Here is a 17,929-nt window from a genome sequence, read left to right as displayed (position 1 = left end):
TTTTTTTTTTTGCTGAAATATTTCAACAACGGGTATGGCGCATCGAGCCTTCTGGCATAATCCGCCGCAACTCATAAACAGGTTCGTTTTTATGTTTGAAATGTTTAGTGGTTTGGGTTTGTGGTGGTCAATCGGTTTGGTATTGGCCGTTTTTTTTGTGCTGGCCTATGAATTCATCAACGGCTTTCACGATACCGCCAACGCGGTAGCAACGGTTATCTATACCAAGGCGATGCCGGCTCATATGGCGGTGGTGGCTTCCGGTCTGTTCAATTTCGCCGGTGTCATGCTGGGTGGGTTGGGGGTGGCCTATGCCATCGTTCACCTGCTGCCCATCGATCTGCTGCTTGGCATGGACTCTACCCAGGGTCTGATCATGGTGTTCTCCCTGCTGTTCTCGGCCATCGTCTGGAACCTGGGAACCTGGTACTTCGGCATTCCGGCATCCAGCTCCCACACCCTGATCGGTTCCATCCTGGGGGTAGGCGGCGCCTATGCCCTGATCAGCCATCAACCCCTGAAAGAGGGTATCAACGTCGGCAAAGCCATCGACATCATGCTCTCTCTCATCATCTCTCCCACCGTGGGCTTCATCATTGCCGCCCTGCTGCTGTTCGCCATGAAGCGCGTATGGCTTGGCAGCAAGATCCACAAGACCCCGGAAGAGCGCCTGCTGGTGGACGGCAAGAAGCATCCACCATTCTGGGCCCGTGTCACTCTGATTTGCTCCGCAATGGGGGTGAGCTTCGTGCACGGCTCCAACGATGGCCAGAAAGGCATCGGTCTGGTGATGCTGGTGCTGATCTGCATGGCGCCTGCTTATTTTGCGCTAGACATGAACAGCCGCTCCTATGATCTGGACAGAACCCAGGATGCCAACCAGCGCATCATGGAGATCTACCAGCGTAACCAGGAACAGGTTTCCCATCTGGTGAACTTCAGTGTGCCTGCCAAAGCCCAAGAAGAGCTGATGAGTCACTGTGCGGCAGGGGAGGCCCTGCAGGCCATGGCGACCCTCGACAAGCGTCTGGGCCAGGTGCGCACCTACGAGGAGATGAACCTGGTGGATCGCCGCGAGGTGCGTCGTCTGCTGCTGTGCATCGACGACACTGCCCGCAAGGTCTCCAAGTTGCCACTGCCGGCCAAGGAGCTGACCGATCTTGCCAAATGGCGCAAGGATCTGACCGCCACGGCCGAATATGCGCCGACCTGGGTCATCGTGTCCATCGCCCTGGCGCTCGGTTGCGGCACCATGGTGGGCTGGCGTCGTATCGTCTACACGGTAGGGGAGAAGATCGGTTCCTCCGGCATGACCTACAGCCAGGGCATTGCAGCCCAGATCACGGCCGCCGCGTCCATCGGGATTGCGAGTCTGACCGGGATGCCGGTGTCCACCACCCACATTCTCTCCTCAGCGGTGGCGGGGACCATGGTGGCCAACAAGTCCGGCCTGCAGAGCCAGACCATCAAGACCATTCTGCTGGCCTGGGTGCTGACATTGCCGCTCACCATGCTGCTCTCCGGCGGTCTCTTCCTGCTGAACAACCATCTCTTTGGCGGGTAAGACGACAGTCATTGGAAATGAAACAAGGGCCTTCGGGCCCTTTTTTGTTGCCTGGTGAATATCACGTCATGCGGCAATAGTTCAATAAGTGATAGTTGTATGCCATCAGACAAGAAGTTGAATTACATTATCTATCACCTCTTTTGCTTCTCTACATCCCTGAGCCACTCGTTGTGCACAGTGAGGGGACCTGTCTGTGTGATGCCTTGTTACAAGCCGATGCTTGCACGTAAAGCAGAAGGGAGGGTGTGCAACGTGCCTATGTTCCTCACCAGAAATGATGAGAGTGAAGAGCGCCACAGGTTGCCCTATGTCTGGCATTCCCGTTCAACCTGGGTTGTCTCAGCCACCACTGAACACACCGACTGTGCTACCAAAGGGGAACGCTGCCAGACGGTTTGCCAATGGCTTCATATGCTGTCAATGCACGGACCCTGTCGACAAAGCAGAGCATGTCGTGATGCTTTGACAGAGATGAATTCTCTGTCTGGTGTGTTATTCACGTCTTGTTTGGACTGTGTGTGGTCGCTGAACATCGGGAAAGCGGCGGATATCGAAGAATGGGCAGGGGGGAGAGCAAGGCGATGTCAGCCCAAAAAAAGAGATAAAAAAAGAGCCACACGATGTGTGGCTCTTTATTCAGACTAACGAGTCTGCTCAGGGGCGACCGGCCGGGCTGGTTGCCACGTTGCTGGCAGCGGTGCTGCCACCGTGGCGACCGGAGGTCACGACTTCGCTGCGTACCAGGGGAGCGTACTCCACGGGTTCACGGGGTGTCGGGGCAGGAGCCGCAGCCGGCGTTGCCATGGGGGCATAAGCCTTGCGGGCACGGGCCAATACACCGGCACCCTTGCTGACCTTCACTTCGGGGCTGGTTGCTGGCTCGGTTTGCACCACTGCAGCCGGCATCTCGACGACCTTCGCCTCGGCGGTGGCCGTCTCCTCAGCGATCACGACAGGTGCCGCTTCAGCAACCGGTGCAACCTCTTCTGGGATGGCCTCCACTTGCTGGGTCTGCTCGACAGCGTCGATCAAGGCTACAGGTTCGTCATGAGAGGCGGTGTCGACGATAGGTTCGACCATCTCGGGTTCGACAACTGCCACTTCGGCGGCGGGTTCAGCGTCTGCTTGCGCAGCCTGTTCAACTTCGTCAGTGGAGGGCGCGTCCACTGCCTGGGCTGCCAGTGCTTGCTCTGCCGCTTCCTCAGCAATGGCTTCAGCCACCACGTGCTCGGTCAGAGCGGCGGAGGCCTGCAGGGCTGCTGCAACCGCTTCTGCGCTCGGAATGGTGATGACAGGCACAACCGGTTCTTCCACCTTCACCTGAGCCGCATCGGCCTGGGCCGCGGTAGTCAGCTGCACTTCACCTTGTGCTTCGTCTTCACGCTGGCCACGAGCCTCTTCGTTGATGCGCTTGCGACGTTGCCCTTCGATGCGCTGATTGCGCGGGGTACGGCGGGAACGACGCTGACCTTCGCCTTGCTCTTCTTGCTGCTCAGCGGCGGCTTGCACGTCGGCGACATCGATGATTTGCTCGTCAGTCGGCAGGGCAGGGGTGTCGGTCGCGGCGACATCGACACGGATCTGCTTGCGCAGTTGGCGACGTTCGCGGCGCTCGGCCACTTTTTGCTCTTTTTCCTGACGCGGTTCAGCGCTGGCGACCGCAGTATCAACGGTATCAACCGCCTCGACGATCACCTCGGCACGGGGTTCGCGGGGGGCGCGAGGTTCACGAGCCGGACGCGGGGCACGAGGTTCGCGCTCTTGGCGGGGTTCGCGAGGCTCACGCTCCATGCGCTGCTCGGTGCGCACTTCGCCACGGGGTTCCCGTTCCTGGCGCGGTTCCCGCTCTTGACGAGGCTCACGCTCTTTGCGCGGGCGACGATTGCGATCACTGCTCTCGCGGCTGGCTGCGCCTTCACGCTTCTCTCCGGCCTCGGCATTGCGACTGCCGCGGTTGTCGTCGCGACGACCACGTTGACCACGGCTGCGGGATTCATCGCGCTGGTGACGGTGCCCGTCATCCTTGCGAGCTTCGCGCTGGGCGGCCGGTTTGTCGGCAGGCGCCTTCACCTCGGCCGGAGCCGCATCGGAGGAGGCACCGAACAGGCCGGAGAAGGCCTTGGCCAGCTTGCCAAAGAAGCCGACTTGTTCTGCAACCGGAGCGGGAGTCGCAACAGGAGCCGGGGCGGCGGGCGCAACCGGCTGAGGAGCCGGGGCAAACCCTTGCAGCAGCGGTTGTTCACGCTCGACTACCTGAGCTTGGCGCGGCTGGTAGACCGGCTTGGCAATCTCGGTTTTGAGCTCGTAGCTGGCCGCTTCTGGGATCTCGTTCTGACGGATGCGGGTCACTTCGTAGTGCGGGGTTTCCAGATGCTGGTTCGGAATGATGTAGACACGCACATCATTGCGCTGTTCCAGATTGGCGATGGAGGTACGCTTCTCGTTGAGCAGATAGGCGGCCACATCGACCGGCACCTGGGCATGCACCTGCTCGGTGTTGTCCTTCATGGCCTCTTCTTCGATGAGACGCAGGATGGACAGGGCGAGGGATTCGTTGTCACGGATGACCCCCTGACCCTGGCAACGGGGGCAGATATGGCTGCTGGACTCGTTGAGGGAGGGACGCAGACGCTGGCGAGACATCTCCAGCAGACCGAAACGGGAGATACGGCCCAGCTGGATACGGGCACGATCCTGATGCACCGCTTCACGCAGACGGTTTTCCACTTCGCGCTGATGGCGAACCGGGGTCATGTCGATGAAGTCGATGACAATCAGGCCACCTAGGTCACGCAGGCGCAGCTGGCGAGCGATCTCATCGGCCGCTTCCAGGTTGGTCTGCAGGGCGGTCTCTTCGATATCGCCGCCCTTGGTAGCGCGGGAGGAGTTGATATCGATGGAGGTCAGTGCTTCGGTCGGATCGATGACGATGCTGCCGCCGGAGGGCAGGCGCACTTCGCGCTGGAAGGCCGATTCGATCTGGCTCTCGATCTGGAAGTGGTTGAACAGGGCGACATCACCCTTGTAGAGCTTCACGCGATTGAGGAAATCGGGACGGACCAGCTCGATATGTGACTTGGCGCGCTCGAAGATGACCGGGTTGTCGATCAGGATCTCGCCCACATCGCGACGCAGATAGTCACGGATGGCGCGCACGATGACGTTGCTCTCCTGGTGAATGAGCACCGGAGCGGAACGTTGTTGTGACGCCTTATGGATGGAGTCCCAGTGATTGAGCAGAACGTTCAGATCCCACTCCAGCTCTTCCGGGGACTTGCCCACACCGGCGGTGCGCACGATGAGGCCCATGCCGTCCGGTACGGTCAGTCCGCTCAGGGCTTCCTTCAGCTCGGTCCGCTCGTCACCCTCGATGCGACGGGAGATGCCGCCGGCACGGGGGTTGTTCGGCATCAGCACCAGGTAGCTGCCAGCCAGACTGATGAAGGTGGTGAGGGCTGCACCCTTGGTACCACGCTCTTCCTTGTCGATCTGGACAATCACTTCCTGGCCTTCGCGGACCACTTCTTTGATGTTGGGACGACCCTGATAGGAGTAACCGGAGGGGAAGTAATTGCGGGCGATTTCCTTTAACGGCAGGAAACCGTGGCGTTCGGCGCCATAGTCAACAAAAGCAGCTTCGAGACTGGGTTCTACTCGGGTGATTTTGCCCTTGTAAATGTTCGCTTTTTTCTGCTCGTGTCCCGGACTTTCAATATCCAAATCGTAGAGCTGTTGTCCGTCAACCAGCGCTACGCGCAACTCCTCTTCCTGAGTCGCGTTGATTAGCATTCTTTTCATTGAGTTCTCATTATTTTGTCATTTTGATTCCTCCACTGGGTCCTGCCGGCGCCGGCCTCGGGTCTTCAGCATGCTGGGGCAACCTCCCGGTTGGGGTATGCATGAGGCGCAAACTAAGGGCACTCTGGTTCAGCCTTCTCGAGAGGGCGTGAATTAAGGATACCGATGTGGAGACAATTTACGTCGGCTCTGTTTGTGTTCTCCATGCGTTGTACCTCGCACCCGGGAACCGTCATGTTCTTGTATACACGGTGTTTCGGGATTGGGTGGCATACATTTTGGCCACTTAGTACAAGGCTTGAACACAATGACAAAACCTTGTTTATTATCCCATTTAAACCACTTTTATAGCAAGACGCCATTTTTTAACAAAGCATGCAGCCAAGGGCTGTCGGCGGTGTTAAAATCCGCGCCATGACACAGATACATCAACAAGTGCAGCTGCTCACCATCGAAGCTGAGCATGACGGGCAGCGCATCGACAATTTTCTCAAGACTCAGTTAAAGGGCGTCCCCAAGAGCCTGATTTATCGCATCCTTCGAAAAGGGGAGGTGCGGGTCAACAAGAAGCGCATCAAACCGGAATACAAGCTTTGTGCCGGTGACGAGGTGCGGGTGCCCCCCGTGCGTGTGGCCGAGAAGAATGAGTTGCCTTCTGCCAACCTCGGCAGCATCCAGCGTCTGGAGAGCCAGATCCTGTTTGAAGACGACGCCATGATAGTGCTAAACAAGCCGTCCGGCATGGCAGTGCACGGCGGCAGCGGCCTCAGTTTTGGCGTCATCGAAGGGCTGCGTGCTCTGCGCCCCGAAGCCCGTTTCCTCGAACTGGTGCACCGGCTGGATCGCGACACCTCCGGCGTGCTGCTGGTTGCCAAGAAGCGCAGTGCCCTGCGCAGCCTGCACGAGCAGTTGCGGGTCAAGACCATGCGCAAGCAGTATCTGGCGCTGGTGCGCGGCCAGTGGCAACCCCACGTCAAGGTGGTCAATGCGCCACTTCGCAAAAATGATCTGCAATCCGGCGAGCGGGTGGTGCGGGTCAGCAGCGATGGCAAACCTTCCGAGACCCGGTTCCGGATTACCCGTCAGTTTGCCGAGGCCACACTGGTCGAGTGCAGTCCCATCACTGGCCGTACTCACCAGATCCGTGTCCACACCCAGCACGCCGGCCATCCCATCGCCTGCGATGACAAATATGGTGAGGCCGGGTTTGATGAAAAGATGCGAGGGCAGGGGCTAAAGCGTTTGTTCCTGCACGCCTGGAAGCTCACCTTTACTCATCCGGTGGACGACCGGGAGATGCAGGTGGAAGCGCCATTGTCACCGGAGCTTGAGGCGTTTCTCGCCAAGCTGCCACGCTGACAACCATGAAAAACGGGAGCCAAGGCTCCCGTTTTTCATGGCAGAGTTCTTGTTATGGCAGAGCCAGGCCGTGGCGACCCAGGAGATCAACCAAGCCTATCAGGGGAAGACCGACAAGGGCGTTGGGATCGCGCCCCTCCAGCGCCTTGAACAAGACGATGCCCATTCCCTCGCATTTGAAGCTGCCGGCACAATCCAGAGGACGTTCGGCCTCCACATAGCGACGGATGGCTGCTTCGTCGAGCGAGCGAAAATACACGGTGAAAGGCTCGACGAGCTGCTCGGCATGGCCATTCGCAGCATTGATCACACAGAGCCCGGTGTAAAAGATGACGCGCTTGCCTTGTGCCCGCAGCAACTGCTCGACCGCCTTCTCCACCGTGCCGGGCTTGCCGAGGATCTGCCCGTCACAGACGCACACCTGATCTGAACCGATGATCAATCCTTGATCACGGTCAGTAGCAACGGCATTCGCCTTGGCAAATGCCAATCTGCTGACCAGGGCTTCTGCGGTCTCCCCGTGTCGCGCTGTCTCATCGACTTGAGGCGCAGCACAGTGAAATGGCTGACCGAGTTTTTCCAGCAAGGTTTTGCGGTAGGACGAGGTGGACGCGAGGATCAAGGAAGGCTGCATGTTTTGATGATATCCATTTATAAATCAATTGGTTGATTCTATCTGTGCAGATGGGGCCACGCAAACAGGAGATGTCTACAGCGGGACTCGCCTAATTAGCGGGAAGCATGCATGCTGATGGAACCACAGCACAAACACAATCGCCAGCTGGGCAGGGACATGGCAACTTCGTCAGGGGGATGAGGGGGTGATGCTTTGGACCCAGCCACATCCTCCGACATCTTTTCAGGCCTTACGTCTGGAGATGCGCGTGAATGCCGATCCTGGCGCGCTGATCACGGTACTGCGCAACACGGTGCGCCATGAAGAGTGGTTGCCCCAGAGCCGTGAAGTCAGGGTGCTGGCCAGATCTGGTCCCGACGATGATCTGGTCTATACCCGCCTGGCGTCTCCCTGGCCGGTGCAAGACAGGGAGCTCATCACCCGCTCCCATTTGAGTCGACGCATCGATTGCGGCCTGACTCTCGAGGTGTGGGCAGAGCCGAATGCCCTGCCATTGCATGCAGGGCTGTTCCGGATCCAGGAAAGCGCTGGACGGTGGGAGGCGCTACCCCAACGGGATGGCAGCACACTCGTTCGGCTCGAAACCTATACCAACCCGGGCAACAACTTGCCGGGCTGGCTGGTCAATCCCATTGCCATCAAGGCTGCCGTGGGCAGTTTCAAAGCCATACGCAGACTGATGGAAGCCGAGCCCAGAGTGGCTGCGACACCAGGCCTGCTGGGGAGAGACCCGCGCTGTTCTGCCACCTGATGAGACACCAAGGAGCACATCCGGTGGACAGACAGGAGAGGGGGAACAGGATCCTGTGCCAGATCCTGCACGATATGGCATAATCGGCCACCGATGAGCACAAGTTCCTCTTGCAGGGGCCTGTGAAGGTAAAATCATCGGCGGTAAGGACTTTTTCCTTTGACTATCCCTTGTTGGACCTATAATATTCGCGCCCTATGCAAAAGGTGAAGTTGCCCGTTAAGGTTGATCCAGTCCGTAATGCCTTGAAGCTACTCGATTATGTCGGGATAGTGGAAAAGTCGCAGATGCCCAGGCTGGAGGAATCAACCGAAGGCTTGCGAAGTGATGTGGATGTCACACTGCACTTTGGCAAAGATGTCCAGAAGTTGACCGTTATGAAAGGCACTGCCCATGCCAAGGTCGACCTGGTTTGCCAGCGTTGTGGTGAGACGTTTGAACACCTTTGTGAAGCTAGTTTTATTTACACTCCGCTGTTCGAAAGAACAAACGAGGAAGAACTGCCGGAAGCTTATGAGCCCATTGAGTTGGACGAAAACGGCGAGATAGATCTTCATCAAATCCTGGAGGATGAACTCATCCTCTCGTTGCCTCAGGTAGCCATGCATCCGGTGGATGTGTGTCCCAGAGGAAACATGGAGATGACCTGGGGTGAAATCGAACCTGCTGATGAGCGGCCGAATCCCTTTGCAGTTCTTGAAGCGCTCAAACGTAAGTGAATTTTAGGAGTTAGCCTACCATGGCCGTACAACAGAACCGTAAAACCCGCGCCAAGCGTGGCATGCGTCGTTCCCACGATGCGCTGACCACCGCTGCCCTGACTGTTGATCAGACCAGTGGCGAAATTCATCGTCGTCACCACGTGACTGCCGATGGTTTCTACCGCGGTAAAAAGGTAATCGCTTAAGGATTGCCTTTGTCTACGCAAACTGTCGCGCTAGACATAATGGGGGGAGATATCGGCCCCTCGGAAACAGTGCCTGCCGCCGTGCAGGCACTGTCTCTTCTACCCCAGCTAAAACTTGTTCTGGTCGGTGATCAACACCAGACCGCCTCTCTTCTGCAGCAACATGGCTTGCTCAACCACCCTCGCGTTCGTCTCGTGCATGCCTCCCAGGTCGTGGGCATGGGCGAAAAGCCTATCGTGGCGCTGCGTACCCTGAAAGACTCCTCCATGCGCGTGACCCTGGATCTGGTCAAGAGCGGCGCTGCCGATGCCTGTGTCAGTGCAGGCAACACCGGTGCCTTGATGGCCATGGCCAAGTGCGTGCTAAAATCCTTGCCCGGTGTTGACCGGCCAGCCCTCATCAAGGCGCTGCCCACATTGAGTGGAAAGCGGACCGTGATGCTGGATCTGGGTGCGAACGTGAGCTGCGATGCCGACACCCTGCTGCAATTTGCCGTGATGGGCGCCGTAGTCGCAGAGAAGGTGGAGGGGATACCTTCACCCAGAGTGGCACTGCTCAACGTAGGGGAGGAGGAGATCAAGGGCAACGACCTGGTGCGCCACAGCGCCGAGTTGCTGCGCCAATGCTCCGCCCTGAATTTTGTCGGTTTTATCGAGGGTGACAGGATCTTCAGCGGCGAGTGCGACGTGATCGTCTGCGACGGTTTCGTGGGCAACGTGGCGCTCAAGACCGCGGAGGGGGTGGTGCGGATGATGGCCGAACTGGCCGGATATCCGCGCAAAAAACGCAGTTTTCTTGGTCGACTCGCCGGATTTATGTTCAAACGGCGTTTCTCTTACCTGAACCCCGACCAGTATAATGGCGCGAGTCTGTTAGGATTGCGCGGCATTGTGGTAAAAAGCCATGGGCGGGCCGAGCGCCGCGCTCTGTGTCATGCGATTCTGCTGGCCGCACAAGAAGCCAGACATCAACTTCCATTGCAAATTGCAGATCGCCTTGAATCTGTCTTTTCCGACAGGGATTTATAAAACTCTATGCATAGCAAAATTCTGGGTACTGGCAGTTATCTGCCGAGTTCGGTTCGTACCAACGCCGATCTTGAACAGATGGTTGAAACCAGTGACGAATGGATCGTGGAACGCACCGGGATCCGTGAACGCCGTATCGCCGGAGCCGACGAAACCGTCGCGACCCTTTCTCATCAGGCGGCCTTGCGTGCGCTTGATGCGGCAGGTCTGACTGCCGCCGATCTGGACATGATAGTGCTGGCCACTACCAGCGCAGAGAATGCCTTCCCAGCTGCTGCCTGTGAACTGCAGGGGCTGCTTGACGTACCGGGGATCCCGGCGTTTGACGTAGCCGCCGCCTGTGCCGGCTTTACATATGCTCTCGCCATCGCCGATCAGTTCGTCAAATCCGGCGCTGCTCGCTACGTGCTGGTTGTCGGTGCGGACGTGCTGTCACGCATGTGCGATCCCGAGGATCGCGGCACCATCATCCTGTTCGGGGATGGGGCAGGGGCCGTGGTCATCGGTGCCAGCGACACTCCTGGGATCCTCTCCACCCATCTGCATGCCGATGGCCGTTATGGCGAGCTGCTCAAACTGCCGCAGCCCCGTCGCGGCATGCCGGGTGCTGAGCTCGAAGCCTACATGTACATGAAGGGCAACGATGTCTTCAAGGTGGCGGTGACACGCCTTAGCGAGATCGTGACCGAAACCCTGGCTGCGGCCAACGTCGAGCCGAGCGAGCTGGACTGGCTGGTGCCCCATCAAGCCAACTTCCGCATCATCAATGCCACCGCCAAGAAACTCGGTATGGGGCTCGACAAGGTGATCCTGACCCTGGATCGTCATGGCAATACCTCCGCGGCCTCCGTGCCCATCGCCTTCGATGAAGGGGTGCGCGATGGTCGCATCAAACCCGGCCAGCTGGTCCTGCTGGAAGCCTTCGGCGGCGGTTTTGCCTGGGGCTCTGCGCTGGTTCGCCTCTGATACCGAGCGGTGCCCGGTCCTCGGGCGCCCGCTTACCGAATTCGTCTTACCTTAAAGGAATCAATGATGACCCGATTTGCCATTGCCTTCCCGGGACAAGGCTCCCAGAGCGTCGGCATGCTGGCCGAGCTGGCCGAGCAACACGCAGTGATTAAAGAGACCTTCGCCGAGGCGAGCCAGGTGCTGGGCTATGACCTGTTTGCCCTGGTGATGGCAGGCCCGGCCGAGGATCTCAACAAAACCTGGCGTACCCAGCCAGCGCTGTTGACCGCCTCCGTCGCGCTGTGGCGCCTGTGGCAACAACAAGGCGGGGTAACCCCTGCCGTGATGGCCGGCCACAGCCTGGGGGAATACTCCGCCCTGGTGTGCAGCGGCGCGCTGGCGTTTGCCGATGCCGTCAAGCTGGTCGAGCTGCGTGGTTTGGCCATGCAGGAAGCCGTACCGGAAGGCACTGGCGCCATGGCTGCCATCATCGGTCTGGACAACGAAAGCATCGCTGCCAACTGTGAGAAAGCGGCCCAGGGGCAGGTGGTTTCTCCGGTCAACTTCAACTCTCCGGGTCAGGTGGTCATCGCCGGCCACAAAGAGGCGGTCGAGCGTGCCAACGTGCTGATGAAAGAGTCAGGTGCCAAGCGTGCCCTGCCGCTGCCGGTCTCCGTGCCCTCCCACTGCGCCCTGATGAAACCGGCCGCAGAAAAGCTGGCCGCCGCCCTGGATGGGATCGAGATCAAGGTTCCTGCCATCGCCGTCATCAATAATGTTGACGTCTCTTGTGAGCAGGATCCTGCCGCCATCAAGCAAGCCCTGGTGCGTCAGCTGTTCAGCCCGGTTCGCTGGACTGAAACGGTAGAGTGCATGGCAAACGACGGTGTTACCCTCGAGATCGAGATGGGCCCGGGCAAGGTATTGACCGGCCTGGCCAAGCGTATCGATGCGCGAGTGGAAGGTATTCACGCCAACGACGCCGCCTCGTTCGAGCAGGCACTGGCCCAGATCAAGTAAACAGGAGCAAGTCATGAGTTTTACCGATAAGGTTGTGTTGGTCACTGGCGCCAGCCGTGGCATTGGTCGTGCGATTGCGGAGATGTTTGCTGCTCGTGGCGCCAAAGTCGTGGGGACCGCGACCAGCGAGAGCGGTGCCGAGGCGATCAGTGCTTACCTGGGTGAACAAGGCTGCGGCATGGCACTGAACGTGACCAGTCAGGAATCTATCGAAACCGTCTTCGCCGCCATCAAGGCGCGTTTTGGCGACATCGACATCCTGATCAACAACGCCGGCATTACCCGCGACAACCTGCTGATGCGGATGAAGGATGACGAGTGGAACGAGATCATCGACACCAATCTCACCTCCCTGTACCGTCTGAGTAAGCCGGTATTGCGTGCCATGATGAAGAAGCGTAACGGTCGCATCATCAGCATCGGTTCCGTGGTCGGCACCATGGGCAACGCCGGTCAGGTCAACTATGCTGCTGCCAAGGCTGGTCTGGTTGGCTTTACCAAGTCGCTGGCCCGTGAAGTGGCATCTCGTGGCATCACGGTGAATGCGGTTGCTCCCGGTTTCATCGAGACCGACATGACCAAGGCGCTCAATGAAGAGCAGCGCGCCGGCATCATGAATCAGGTGCCTGCTGCCCGTTTGGGCGATCCGAAAGAAATTGCTGCCGCTGTGGTATTCTTGGCATCGGATGATGCCGCCTATATTACCGGCGAAACCCTGCATGTTAATGGCGGGATGTACATGGTGTAATCAATTTGTCGTGAGTTCTGTTCAAATTTGCGATAATACGCCGAAGTTTGGCGAATTTCGTGGTTTGACCAGCGGCAAGTCACTTGCAAACTCACGTCAATTGAATACACTACCCCAACCAGACGCAATAGCGTATTTTTAAAGGAAAATTCAGGTCATGAGCAACATCGAAGAACGCGTAAAGAAAATCATCATCGAACAACTGGGTGTTAAAGAAGAAGACGTGAAGAACGCTGCCTCCTTCGTCGACGACCTGGGCGCTGACTCTTTGGATACCGTTGAACTGGTAATGGCGCTGGAAGAAGAATTCGATACCGAAATTCCTGATGAAGAAGCCGAGAAGATCACCACTGTTCAAGCGGCTATCGACTACATCACCGCTAATCAGGAATAAGTTCCTGTTCTGAAAGAAGCGGCCCAAGGGCCGCTTCTTTTATGTTTACCCCTTTCAAAACACCTCTCGGAGACTACCTCAGTGTCAAAACGCAGAGTCGTGGTGACCGGCTTGGGGATGCTTTCCCCGGTAGGCAACACTGCCGAATCCAGCTGGCAAGCCCTGCTCAACGGGCAGAGCGGCATTTCCCTCATCGACCACTTTGATGCAAGCGAGTTCGCAACCCGTTTCGCAGGCCTGGTCAAGGATTTCGACCCCGAAGAGTTCGGCATCAACCGCAAAGAAGCCCGCAAGATGGATCTCTTCATCCAGTATGGCGTGGCGGCGGGTGTTCAGGCCCTGGAAGATTCCGGCCTGATCATCAACGAAGAGAACGCGGAGCGGGTAGGCGTTGCCATCGGCTCCGGTATCGGCGGTCTGGGTCTGATTGAGCAGAACCACAGCAGCCTCATCAATGGCGGCCCTCGCAAGCTGAGCCCTTTCTTCGTTCCGTCCACCATCATCAATATGGTGTCCGGTCATCTTTCCATCATGAAAGGCATGCAGGGCCCGAACATCGCCGTGACTACCGCCTGTACCACGGGTACCCATGCCATCGGCATGGCTGGCCGGATGATCGCCTATGGCGATGCGGACGTGATGGTTGCCGGTGGTGCCGAGAAAGCCTCCACCCCCATGGGCATGGGCGGCTTTGCCGCTGCCAAGGCGCTCTCCACACGTAATGACGAACCGCAGAAGGCGAGCCGCCCCTGGGACAAGGATCGCGACGGTTTCGTGCTGGGCGACGGTGCCGGCGTGTTGGTGCTGGAAGAGTATGAACATGCCAAGGCCCGCGGCGCCAAGATCTATGCCGAGCTGGTCGGCTTTGGCATGAGCGGGGATGCCTATCACATGACGGCCCCTCCCTCGGACGGCGATGGTGGCGCACGCGCCATGAAGAACGCCATCAAGGATGCTGGCATCGCACCCGAGCAGATCGGTTACATCAATGCCCACGGTACCTCCACGCCCCTTGGGGATGTGGCAGAGCTGCGCGGCATGAAGAAGGTGTTTGGTGACCATGCCAGCGCCCTGATGGTCAGTTCCACCAAGTCCATGACAGGCCACCTGTTGGGTGCGGCTGGCGCCATCGAGGCGATCATCACTGTGCTCTCTCTGCGTGACCAGATGGTGCCTCCCACCATCAACCTGGACAAGCCGGATGATGAGTGCGACCTGGATCTGGTGCCGCATGTTGCCAAGGCTGGCAGCTTCGAATATGCCCTCTCCAATTCCTTCGGTTTTGGCGGCACCAATGGCTCCCTGATCTTCAAACGCGTATAATTCGCTCTGGGCGAATGATAAGGCCCGATACGGCAGTATCGGGCCTTTTTTATCGGAGGGATCCCCTTGCTGATTAATGGAATACCCACAGAAACACTGTCAGCCAGGGATCGTGGGCTGGCATACGGTGATGGTCATTTCACCACCATGCTGGTGAGGGAAGGGAAGGTACTCTGGTGGCAGGACCATCTGGCCCGGCTGCAACATGCCAACGCCCGGCTTGGTTTTGGTGAGCACTCCTGGGACCTGCTTGCCGACGAGGCGGCGCAGCTGGCTTCTGGGCAGGCACAGGCTGTCGTCAAGATAATGCTGACCCGGGGCGCCGGTGGGCGGGGATATGACGGCGCAGGCTGTGACACGCCCACTCGCATCGTCTCTTTGGCACCTTATCCTGAGCATTATCATGATTGGCAGCAAACCGGCATCAATGCCTTGGTATGCCAGCAGCATCTTGGGGACAGTCCCATGCTCGCCGGTCTCAAGACGCTGGGGCGCCTCGAACAAGTGATGCTGAAGCGCGAACTTGCTGCGCGCGGCGGGGTCGAAGGTATAGTCTTGAACAGCCGGGGATTTCTGGTAGAAGGGGTCAGCGCCAATCTGTTTTGGCGTCGCGGCAGGACGGTGTTCACACCGGATCTCACCCGCGCCGGGATCGATGGCATCATGCGCAAGCGCGTGATGACGATGCTTAAACAGATGGGCATTGAACTGCGTGTCGTTGAAGCTCCATTGGAGTCACTCTGGCAGGCGGAAGAGGTCTGGCTGACCAATACCCTGATGGGGATTGTCCCGGTCACCAGCATCGGGGATATGCACTATCCCAGTCCGGTATTGATCCGCCGTTTACAGGAGCGCTTGGTCATTGAAGTTTAATCGGCTTTACACCCTGCTCGCGGGGGCGGCACTCTCTGTCGCCGTTGCCGGAGGGTACGTGTATCACAAGTGGCAACAGGTGGAGACGCTCACCAACAAGGGGCCAACCCGCCTCTTTACCGTCGAAAAAGGCGCCCATGCGGCGCGCCTGATTGCCGAACTGGGAGAGGGGGAAACCAGCCCCTGGGCGGTGCGCCTCTGGTTGCGCGGTCATCCCGAACTGGTGGCCATCAAGTCCGGCACCTATGAAATCAAGGAAGGGGCGCCGCTCAAGGAGACTCTCTCTCTCTTTGCTTCCGGCAAGGAGTTTCACTTCAGCCTGACCTTTGTCGAAGGGTCCCGTTTTGAGGATTGGCTGAAGCAACTTTCCAGCGCCCCCTATCTGGAGCGCCTGACTCTGGAGCAGAGCGAAACCGAGCTGGCTCAGGAACTCGGCATCGAAAATGGCAAGCTGGAGGGGTGGTTCCTGCCGGAAACCTACGCCTATACCACTCATGCCAGCGATCTTTCCATCCTGCGCCGCGCCTATCAGGACATGAAAACGTTCCTGGAGGCTTCCTGGGAGAAGCGTCAGGCCAATCTGCCCTACAAGACACCCTATGAGGCGCTCATCATGGCCTCCATCATCGAAAAAGAGACGGGCCAACCGGATGAACGAGCCCAGATTGCCTCTGTGTTCGTCAACCGTCTACGCCTTGGCATGAAGTTGCAGACCGACCCTACCGTCATCTACGGGGTGAAGGAGAGGTACGATGGCAACATTCGCCGCAGCGATTTGACCGACGTGAACCCCTACAACACCTATGTGATCGACGGTCTGCCTCCGACGCCCATCGCCATGCCGGGCAAGGCCTCCATCGAGGCGGCGCTCAACCCCAAATCGACCGACTATCTCTACTTCGTTGCCAAGGGGGGCGGTGCCCACTACTTCTCCAAGACCCTCGATGAACACAATCGGGCGGTGCGTGAATACATATTGAAGAAACCCTAATGTCTAAATTTATCGTGATTGAAGGATTGGAAGGGGCAGGGAAGAGCTCTGCGGTGCGCTATGTGACCGACTATCTGCAAGCCCACGGAGTTGCGCGGATCGAGTGCACCCGGGAGCCGGGCGGCACGCCGCTGGCGGAACGCATGCGGGCCATCGTCAAGGAAGTGCACGACGAGCGCCTGACAGTCGAGGCCGAGCTGCTGTTGATGTACGCCTCCCGGGTACAACTGGTGGAGACCCGGATCAAGCCTGCCTTGGCAGACGGCATCTGGGTAGTGGGCGATCGCCACGATCTCTCCTCCCAGGCCTATCAGGGGGGTGGCCGCGGCATCGATGCGAACCTCATCGGCGCCATCAAACGGGCGGTCCTCGGGGATTTCAAGCCGGATCTGACGCTCTATCTGGACATCGATCCTGCCATCGGCCTGCAGCGGGCCCGCCATCGCGGCGAGCTGGACAGGATTGAGCTGGAGCAGATCGGCTTCTTTGAACGTACCCGCCAGCGTTACCTCGAGTTGGCGGCCGCCGATGATTCCATCCAGGTCATCGATGCCGGGTTGCCCCCGGCGCAAGTCAAAGCCGCCATCGAGGCTGCCCTTGAGCATTATCTGGCAAGCGAGGGGCTATGTATCCCTGGCTGATCCCGGATTGGCATGCCCTGAGCGAGACGGCCCGGGCCGGACGGCTCGGGCACGCCTGGTTGCTGCTAGGCGATCCCGGTCTTGGCAAGGAGCAGCTTGCAGAGCGACTGGCGCGACTGCACCTGTGTCAGCATCCACAACGAGGTGAGCCTTGCGGTCAGTGCCACTCCTGCCAACTGTTTGAGAAGGGGCATCACCCGGATCTTGGCACCCTGGGGCCCGAGGGCAAGACCATAGGTGTCGAAGCCATCCGGGAGATTTGCAGCCGCCTCCAGAGCACATCCCAGCTCGGTCGCGGCAAGGTGGTGATCATTCAGGAGGCGGAGCGCATGACGGAGTCTGCCGCCAATGCTTTGCTGAAGACGCTGGAAGAGCCGGCTGGCGACAGTCTGTTGCTGCTCATCGCATCCCGGGTATCTCGCCTGCTCCCCACCATCTTGAGCCGTTGTCACAAGCATGTCTGCCAGCTCCCCTCTGAGGGGGAGACCCTTGCCTGGCTCGCCGAGCAGGGCCATCAGGCCACCCAGGCCCAGGTGCGGATCTGCCAGGGTGCGCCGCTGCGGGTGCTGAGCTACATCGAAGCACAGCAAGATGATGCCAGACGGGCATTGCTCGACGGATTTGTCTCGCTGGCATCGGCCCCCACCCGTGCGGCGAATGTCTGTGCCCAGTTGGCCGAGGATACTCAGGTCCGGCTGCACTGGTTGCAGCTCTTCCTGTGTGATGCCCTCAAGCTTCAGGCTGGCTGCGGCCATCATCAACTGGCAATGCCGGATCTTGCATCACTCAGCCAGCAACTGGCAGAGAAACACTCCAGCGAACGGCTCCTGGAAGCCGAACAGCAGCTGGTTATGCTGAAAGAGGCTTGTCAGCCAGGGCAGCTTTCCAATCCCACCATCCATTTGATGAACTGGCTCAATCGCTGGTTATAAACAAGGTTGTC

General features: G+C 58.7%; 17 protein-coding genes. 15 read left to right on the top strand and 2 right to left on the bottom strand.

From position 1 onward, the window contains the following. Positions 1–91: 91 nt before the first annotated feature. Positions 92–1,564: an inorganic phosphate transporter gene (locus J9893_RS04470; protein WP_041211421.1), complete on the top strand. Its 1,473-nt coding sequence runs from the start codon at positions 92–94 to the stop codon at positions 1,562–1,564. 657 nt (positions 1,565–2,221) lie between these two features. On the opposite strand, the gene rne is transcribed toward J9893_RS04470, so the two are convergent. Further along, on the bottom strand, positions 2,222–5,365 hold the full coding sequence (gene rne, locus J9893_RS04465) for a ribonuclease E (protein WP_041211422.1): 3,144 nt from the start codon (positions 5,363–5,365) through the stop codon (positions 2,222–2,224). Positions 5,366–5,779: 414 nt separating this feature from the next. On the opposite strand from rne, the gene rluC reads away from it, so the two are divergent. Further along, the gene (gene rluC / locus J9893_RS04460) at positions 5,780–6,724 is read left to right on the top strand and encodes a 23S rRNA pseudouridine(955/2504/2580) synthase RluC (RefSeq protein WP_201896700.1); all 945 of its coding nucleotides are present in this window, start codon (positions 5,780–5,782) and stop codon (positions 6,722–6,724) included. A 52-nt stretch (positions 6,725–6,776) separates the two neighbouring features. Here the strand turns inward: rluC and J9893_RS04455 are convergent, their stop codons facing one another. Continuing rightward, entirely contained in the window at positions 6,777–7,358 is a 582-nt protein-coding gene (locus J9893_RS04455) for a nucleoside triphosphate pyrophosphatase (protein ID WP_029314530.1), read from the bottom strand. A 139-nt stretch (positions 7,359–7,497) separates the two neighbouring features. Here J9893_RS04455 and J9893_RS04450 point away from each other — a divergent pair, with 139 nt between their 5' ends. The 13 genes from J9893_RS04450 to holB all read left to right on the top strand — a co-directional run bounded on the left by J9893_RS04450 (position 7,498) and on the right by holB (position 17,918). Continuing rightward, positions 7,498–8,112 carry an START domain-containing protein gene (locus J9893_RS04450; RefSeq protein ID WP_041201614.1) on the top strand — a complete coding sequence of 205 codons (615 nt, stop codon included), beginning with the start codon at positions 7,498–7,500 and terminating at the stop codon, positions 8,110–8,112. 197 nt (positions 8,113–8,309) lie between these two features. Next, positions 8,310–8,831: a 23S rRNA accumulation protein YceD gene (yceD, locus tag J9893_RS04445; RefSeq protein WP_029314532.1), complete on the top strand. Its 522-nt coding sequence runs from the start codon at positions 8,310–8,312 to the stop codon at positions 8,829–8,831. A 20-nt stretch (positions 8,832–8,851) separates the two neighbouring features. After that, positions 8,852–9,019, top strand: coding sequence for a 50S ribosomal protein L32 (rpmF, locus tag J9893_RS04440; RefSeq protein WP_005300935.1), 168 nt, complete (start codon positions 8,852–8,854; stop codon positions 9,017–9,019). A 9-nt stretch (positions 9,020–9,028) separates the two neighbouring features. Next, complete coding sequence (gene plsX, locus J9893_RS04435) at positions 9,029–10,048, top strand: phosphate acyltransferase PlsX (protein ID WP_010674739.1); 1,020 nt, start codon at positions 9,029–9,031, stop codon at positions 10,046–10,048. A 6-nt stretch (positions 10,049–10,054) separates the two neighbouring features. Then, positions 10,055–11,014: a beta-ketoacyl-ACP synthase III gene (locus J9893_RS04430; RefSeq protein WP_041211424.1), complete on the top strand. Its 960-nt coding sequence runs from the start codon at positions 10,055–10,057 to the stop codon at positions 11,012–11,014. A gap of 66 nt (positions 11,015–11,080) precedes the next feature. Continuing rightward, positions 11,081–12,016: an ACP S-malonyltransferase gene (fabD, locus tag J9893_RS04425; protein ID WP_041211425.1), complete on the top strand. Its 936-nt coding sequence runs from the start codon at positions 11,081–11,083 to the stop codon at positions 12,014–12,016. A 13-nt stretch (positions 12,017–12,029) separates the two neighbouring features. Continuing rightward, positions 12,030–12,764 carry a 3-oxoacyl-ACP reductase FabG gene (gene fabG / locus J9893_RS04420; protein WP_010674742.1) on the top strand — a complete coding sequence of 245 codons (735 nt, stop codon included), beginning with the start codon at positions 12,030–12,032 and terminating at the stop codon, positions 12,762–12,764. Positions 12,765–12,921: 157 nt separating this feature from the next. After that, positions 12,922–13,158, top strand: a complete 237-nt coding sequence (gene acpP / locus J9893_RS04415; RefSeq protein ID WP_005300909.1) for an acyl carrier protein — start codon at positions 12,922–12,924, stop codon at positions 13,156–13,158. Between the two features lie 81 nt (positions 13,159–13,239). Further along, positions 13,240–14,481 (top strand): beta-ketoacyl-ACP synthase II, encoded by a 1,242-nt coding sequence (fabF, locus tag J9893_RS04410; RefSeq protein ID WP_010674743.1) that lies wholly within the window; start codon positions 13,240–13,242, stop codon positions 14,479–14,481. Between the two features lie 66 nt (positions 14,482–14,547). After that, complete coding sequence (pabC, locus tag J9893_RS04405) at positions 14,548–15,354, top strand: aminodeoxychorismate lyase (RefSeq protein ID WP_182721850.1); 807 nt, start codon at positions 14,548–14,550, stop codon at positions 15,352–15,354. Continuing rightward, complete coding sequence (gene mltG / locus J9893_RS04400) at positions 15,344–16,345, top strand: endolytic transglycosylase MltG (RefSeq protein ID WP_029314535.1); 1,002 nt, start codon at positions 15,344–15,346, stop codon at positions 16,343–16,345. The genes pabC and mltG overlap by 11 nt, the downstream gene beginning before the upstream one ends. Next, complete coding sequence (gene tmk, locus J9893_RS04395) at positions 16,345–16,986, top strand: dTMP kinase (RefSeq protein WP_042017643.1); 642 nt, start codon at positions 16,345–16,347, stop codon at positions 16,984–16,986. Before mltG ends, tmk begins: the two co-directional genes overlap by 1 nt. Beyond that, complete coding sequence (gene holB / locus J9893_RS04390; protein WP_042863870.1) at positions 16,971–17,918, top strand: DNA polymerase III subunit delta'; 948 nt, start codon at positions 16,971–16,973, stop codon at positions 17,916–17,918. Before tmk ends, holB begins: the two co-directional genes overlap by 16 nt. The last annotated feature ends 11 nt before the right edge of the window (positions 17,919–17,929 follow it).

The sequence above is a fragment of the Aeromonas sp. MaB10011B genome (assembly GCF_017939325.1).
Taxonomy (GTDB): domain Bacteria; phylum Pseudomonadota; class Gammaproteobacteria; order Enterobacterales; family Aeromonadaceae; genus Aeromonas; species Aeromonas caviae.
The sequence above is the reverse complement of the archived record's forward strand: the minus strand, read 5'-3'. Positions and strand labels throughout refer to the sequence as shown.

Excerpts from the sequence above, each read along its gene's own strand:
- rluC (WP_201896700.1), top strand. The coding sequence starts at position 5,780 with ATGACACAGATACATCAACAAGTGCAGCTGCTCACCATCGAAGCTGAG.
- J9893_RS04470 (WP_041211421.1), top strand. The coding sequence starts at position 92 with ATGTTTGAAATGTTTAGTGGTTTGGGTTTGTGGTGGTCAATCGGTTTG.
- acpP (WP_005300909.1), top strand. The coding sequence starts at position 12,922 with ATGAGCAACATCGAAGAACGCGTAAAGAAAATCATCATCGAACAACTG.
- rpmF (WP_005300935.1), top strand. The coding sequence starts at position 8,852 with ATGGCCGTACAACAGAACCGTAAAACCCGCGCCAAGCGTGGCATGCGT.
- J9893_RS04430 (WP_041211424.1), top strand. The coding sequence starts at position 10,055 with ATGCATAGCAAAATTCTGGGTACTGGCAGTTATCTGCCGAGTTCGGTT.
- yceD (WP_029314532.1), top strand. The coding sequence starts at position 8,310 with ATGCAAAAGGTGAAGTTGCCCGTTAAGGTTGATCCAGTCCGTAATGCC.
- J9893_RS04455 (WP_029314530.1), bottom strand. The coding sequence starts at position 7,358 with ATGCAGCCTTCCTTGATCCTCGCGTCCACCTCGTCCTACCGCAAAACC.
- fabD (WP_041211425.1), top strand. The coding sequence starts at position 11,081 with ATGACCCGATTTGCCATTGCCTTCCCGGGACAAGGCTCCCAGAGCGTC.
- holB (WP_042863870.1), top strand. The coding sequence starts at position 16,971 with ATGTATCCCTGGCTGATCCCGGATTGGCATGCCCTGAGCGAGACGGCC.
- tmk (WP_042017643.1), top strand. The coding sequence starts at position 16,345 with ATGTCTAAATTTATCGTGATTGAAGGATTGGAAGGGGCAGGGAAGAGC.
- fabG (WP_010674742.1), top strand. The coding sequence starts at position 12,030 with ATGAGTTTTACCGATAAGGTTGTGTTGGTCACTGGCGCCAGCCGTGGC.
- rne (WP_041211422.1), bottom strand. The coding sequence starts at position 5,365 with ATGAAAAGAATGCTAATCAACGCGACTCAGGAAGAGGAGTTGCGCGTA.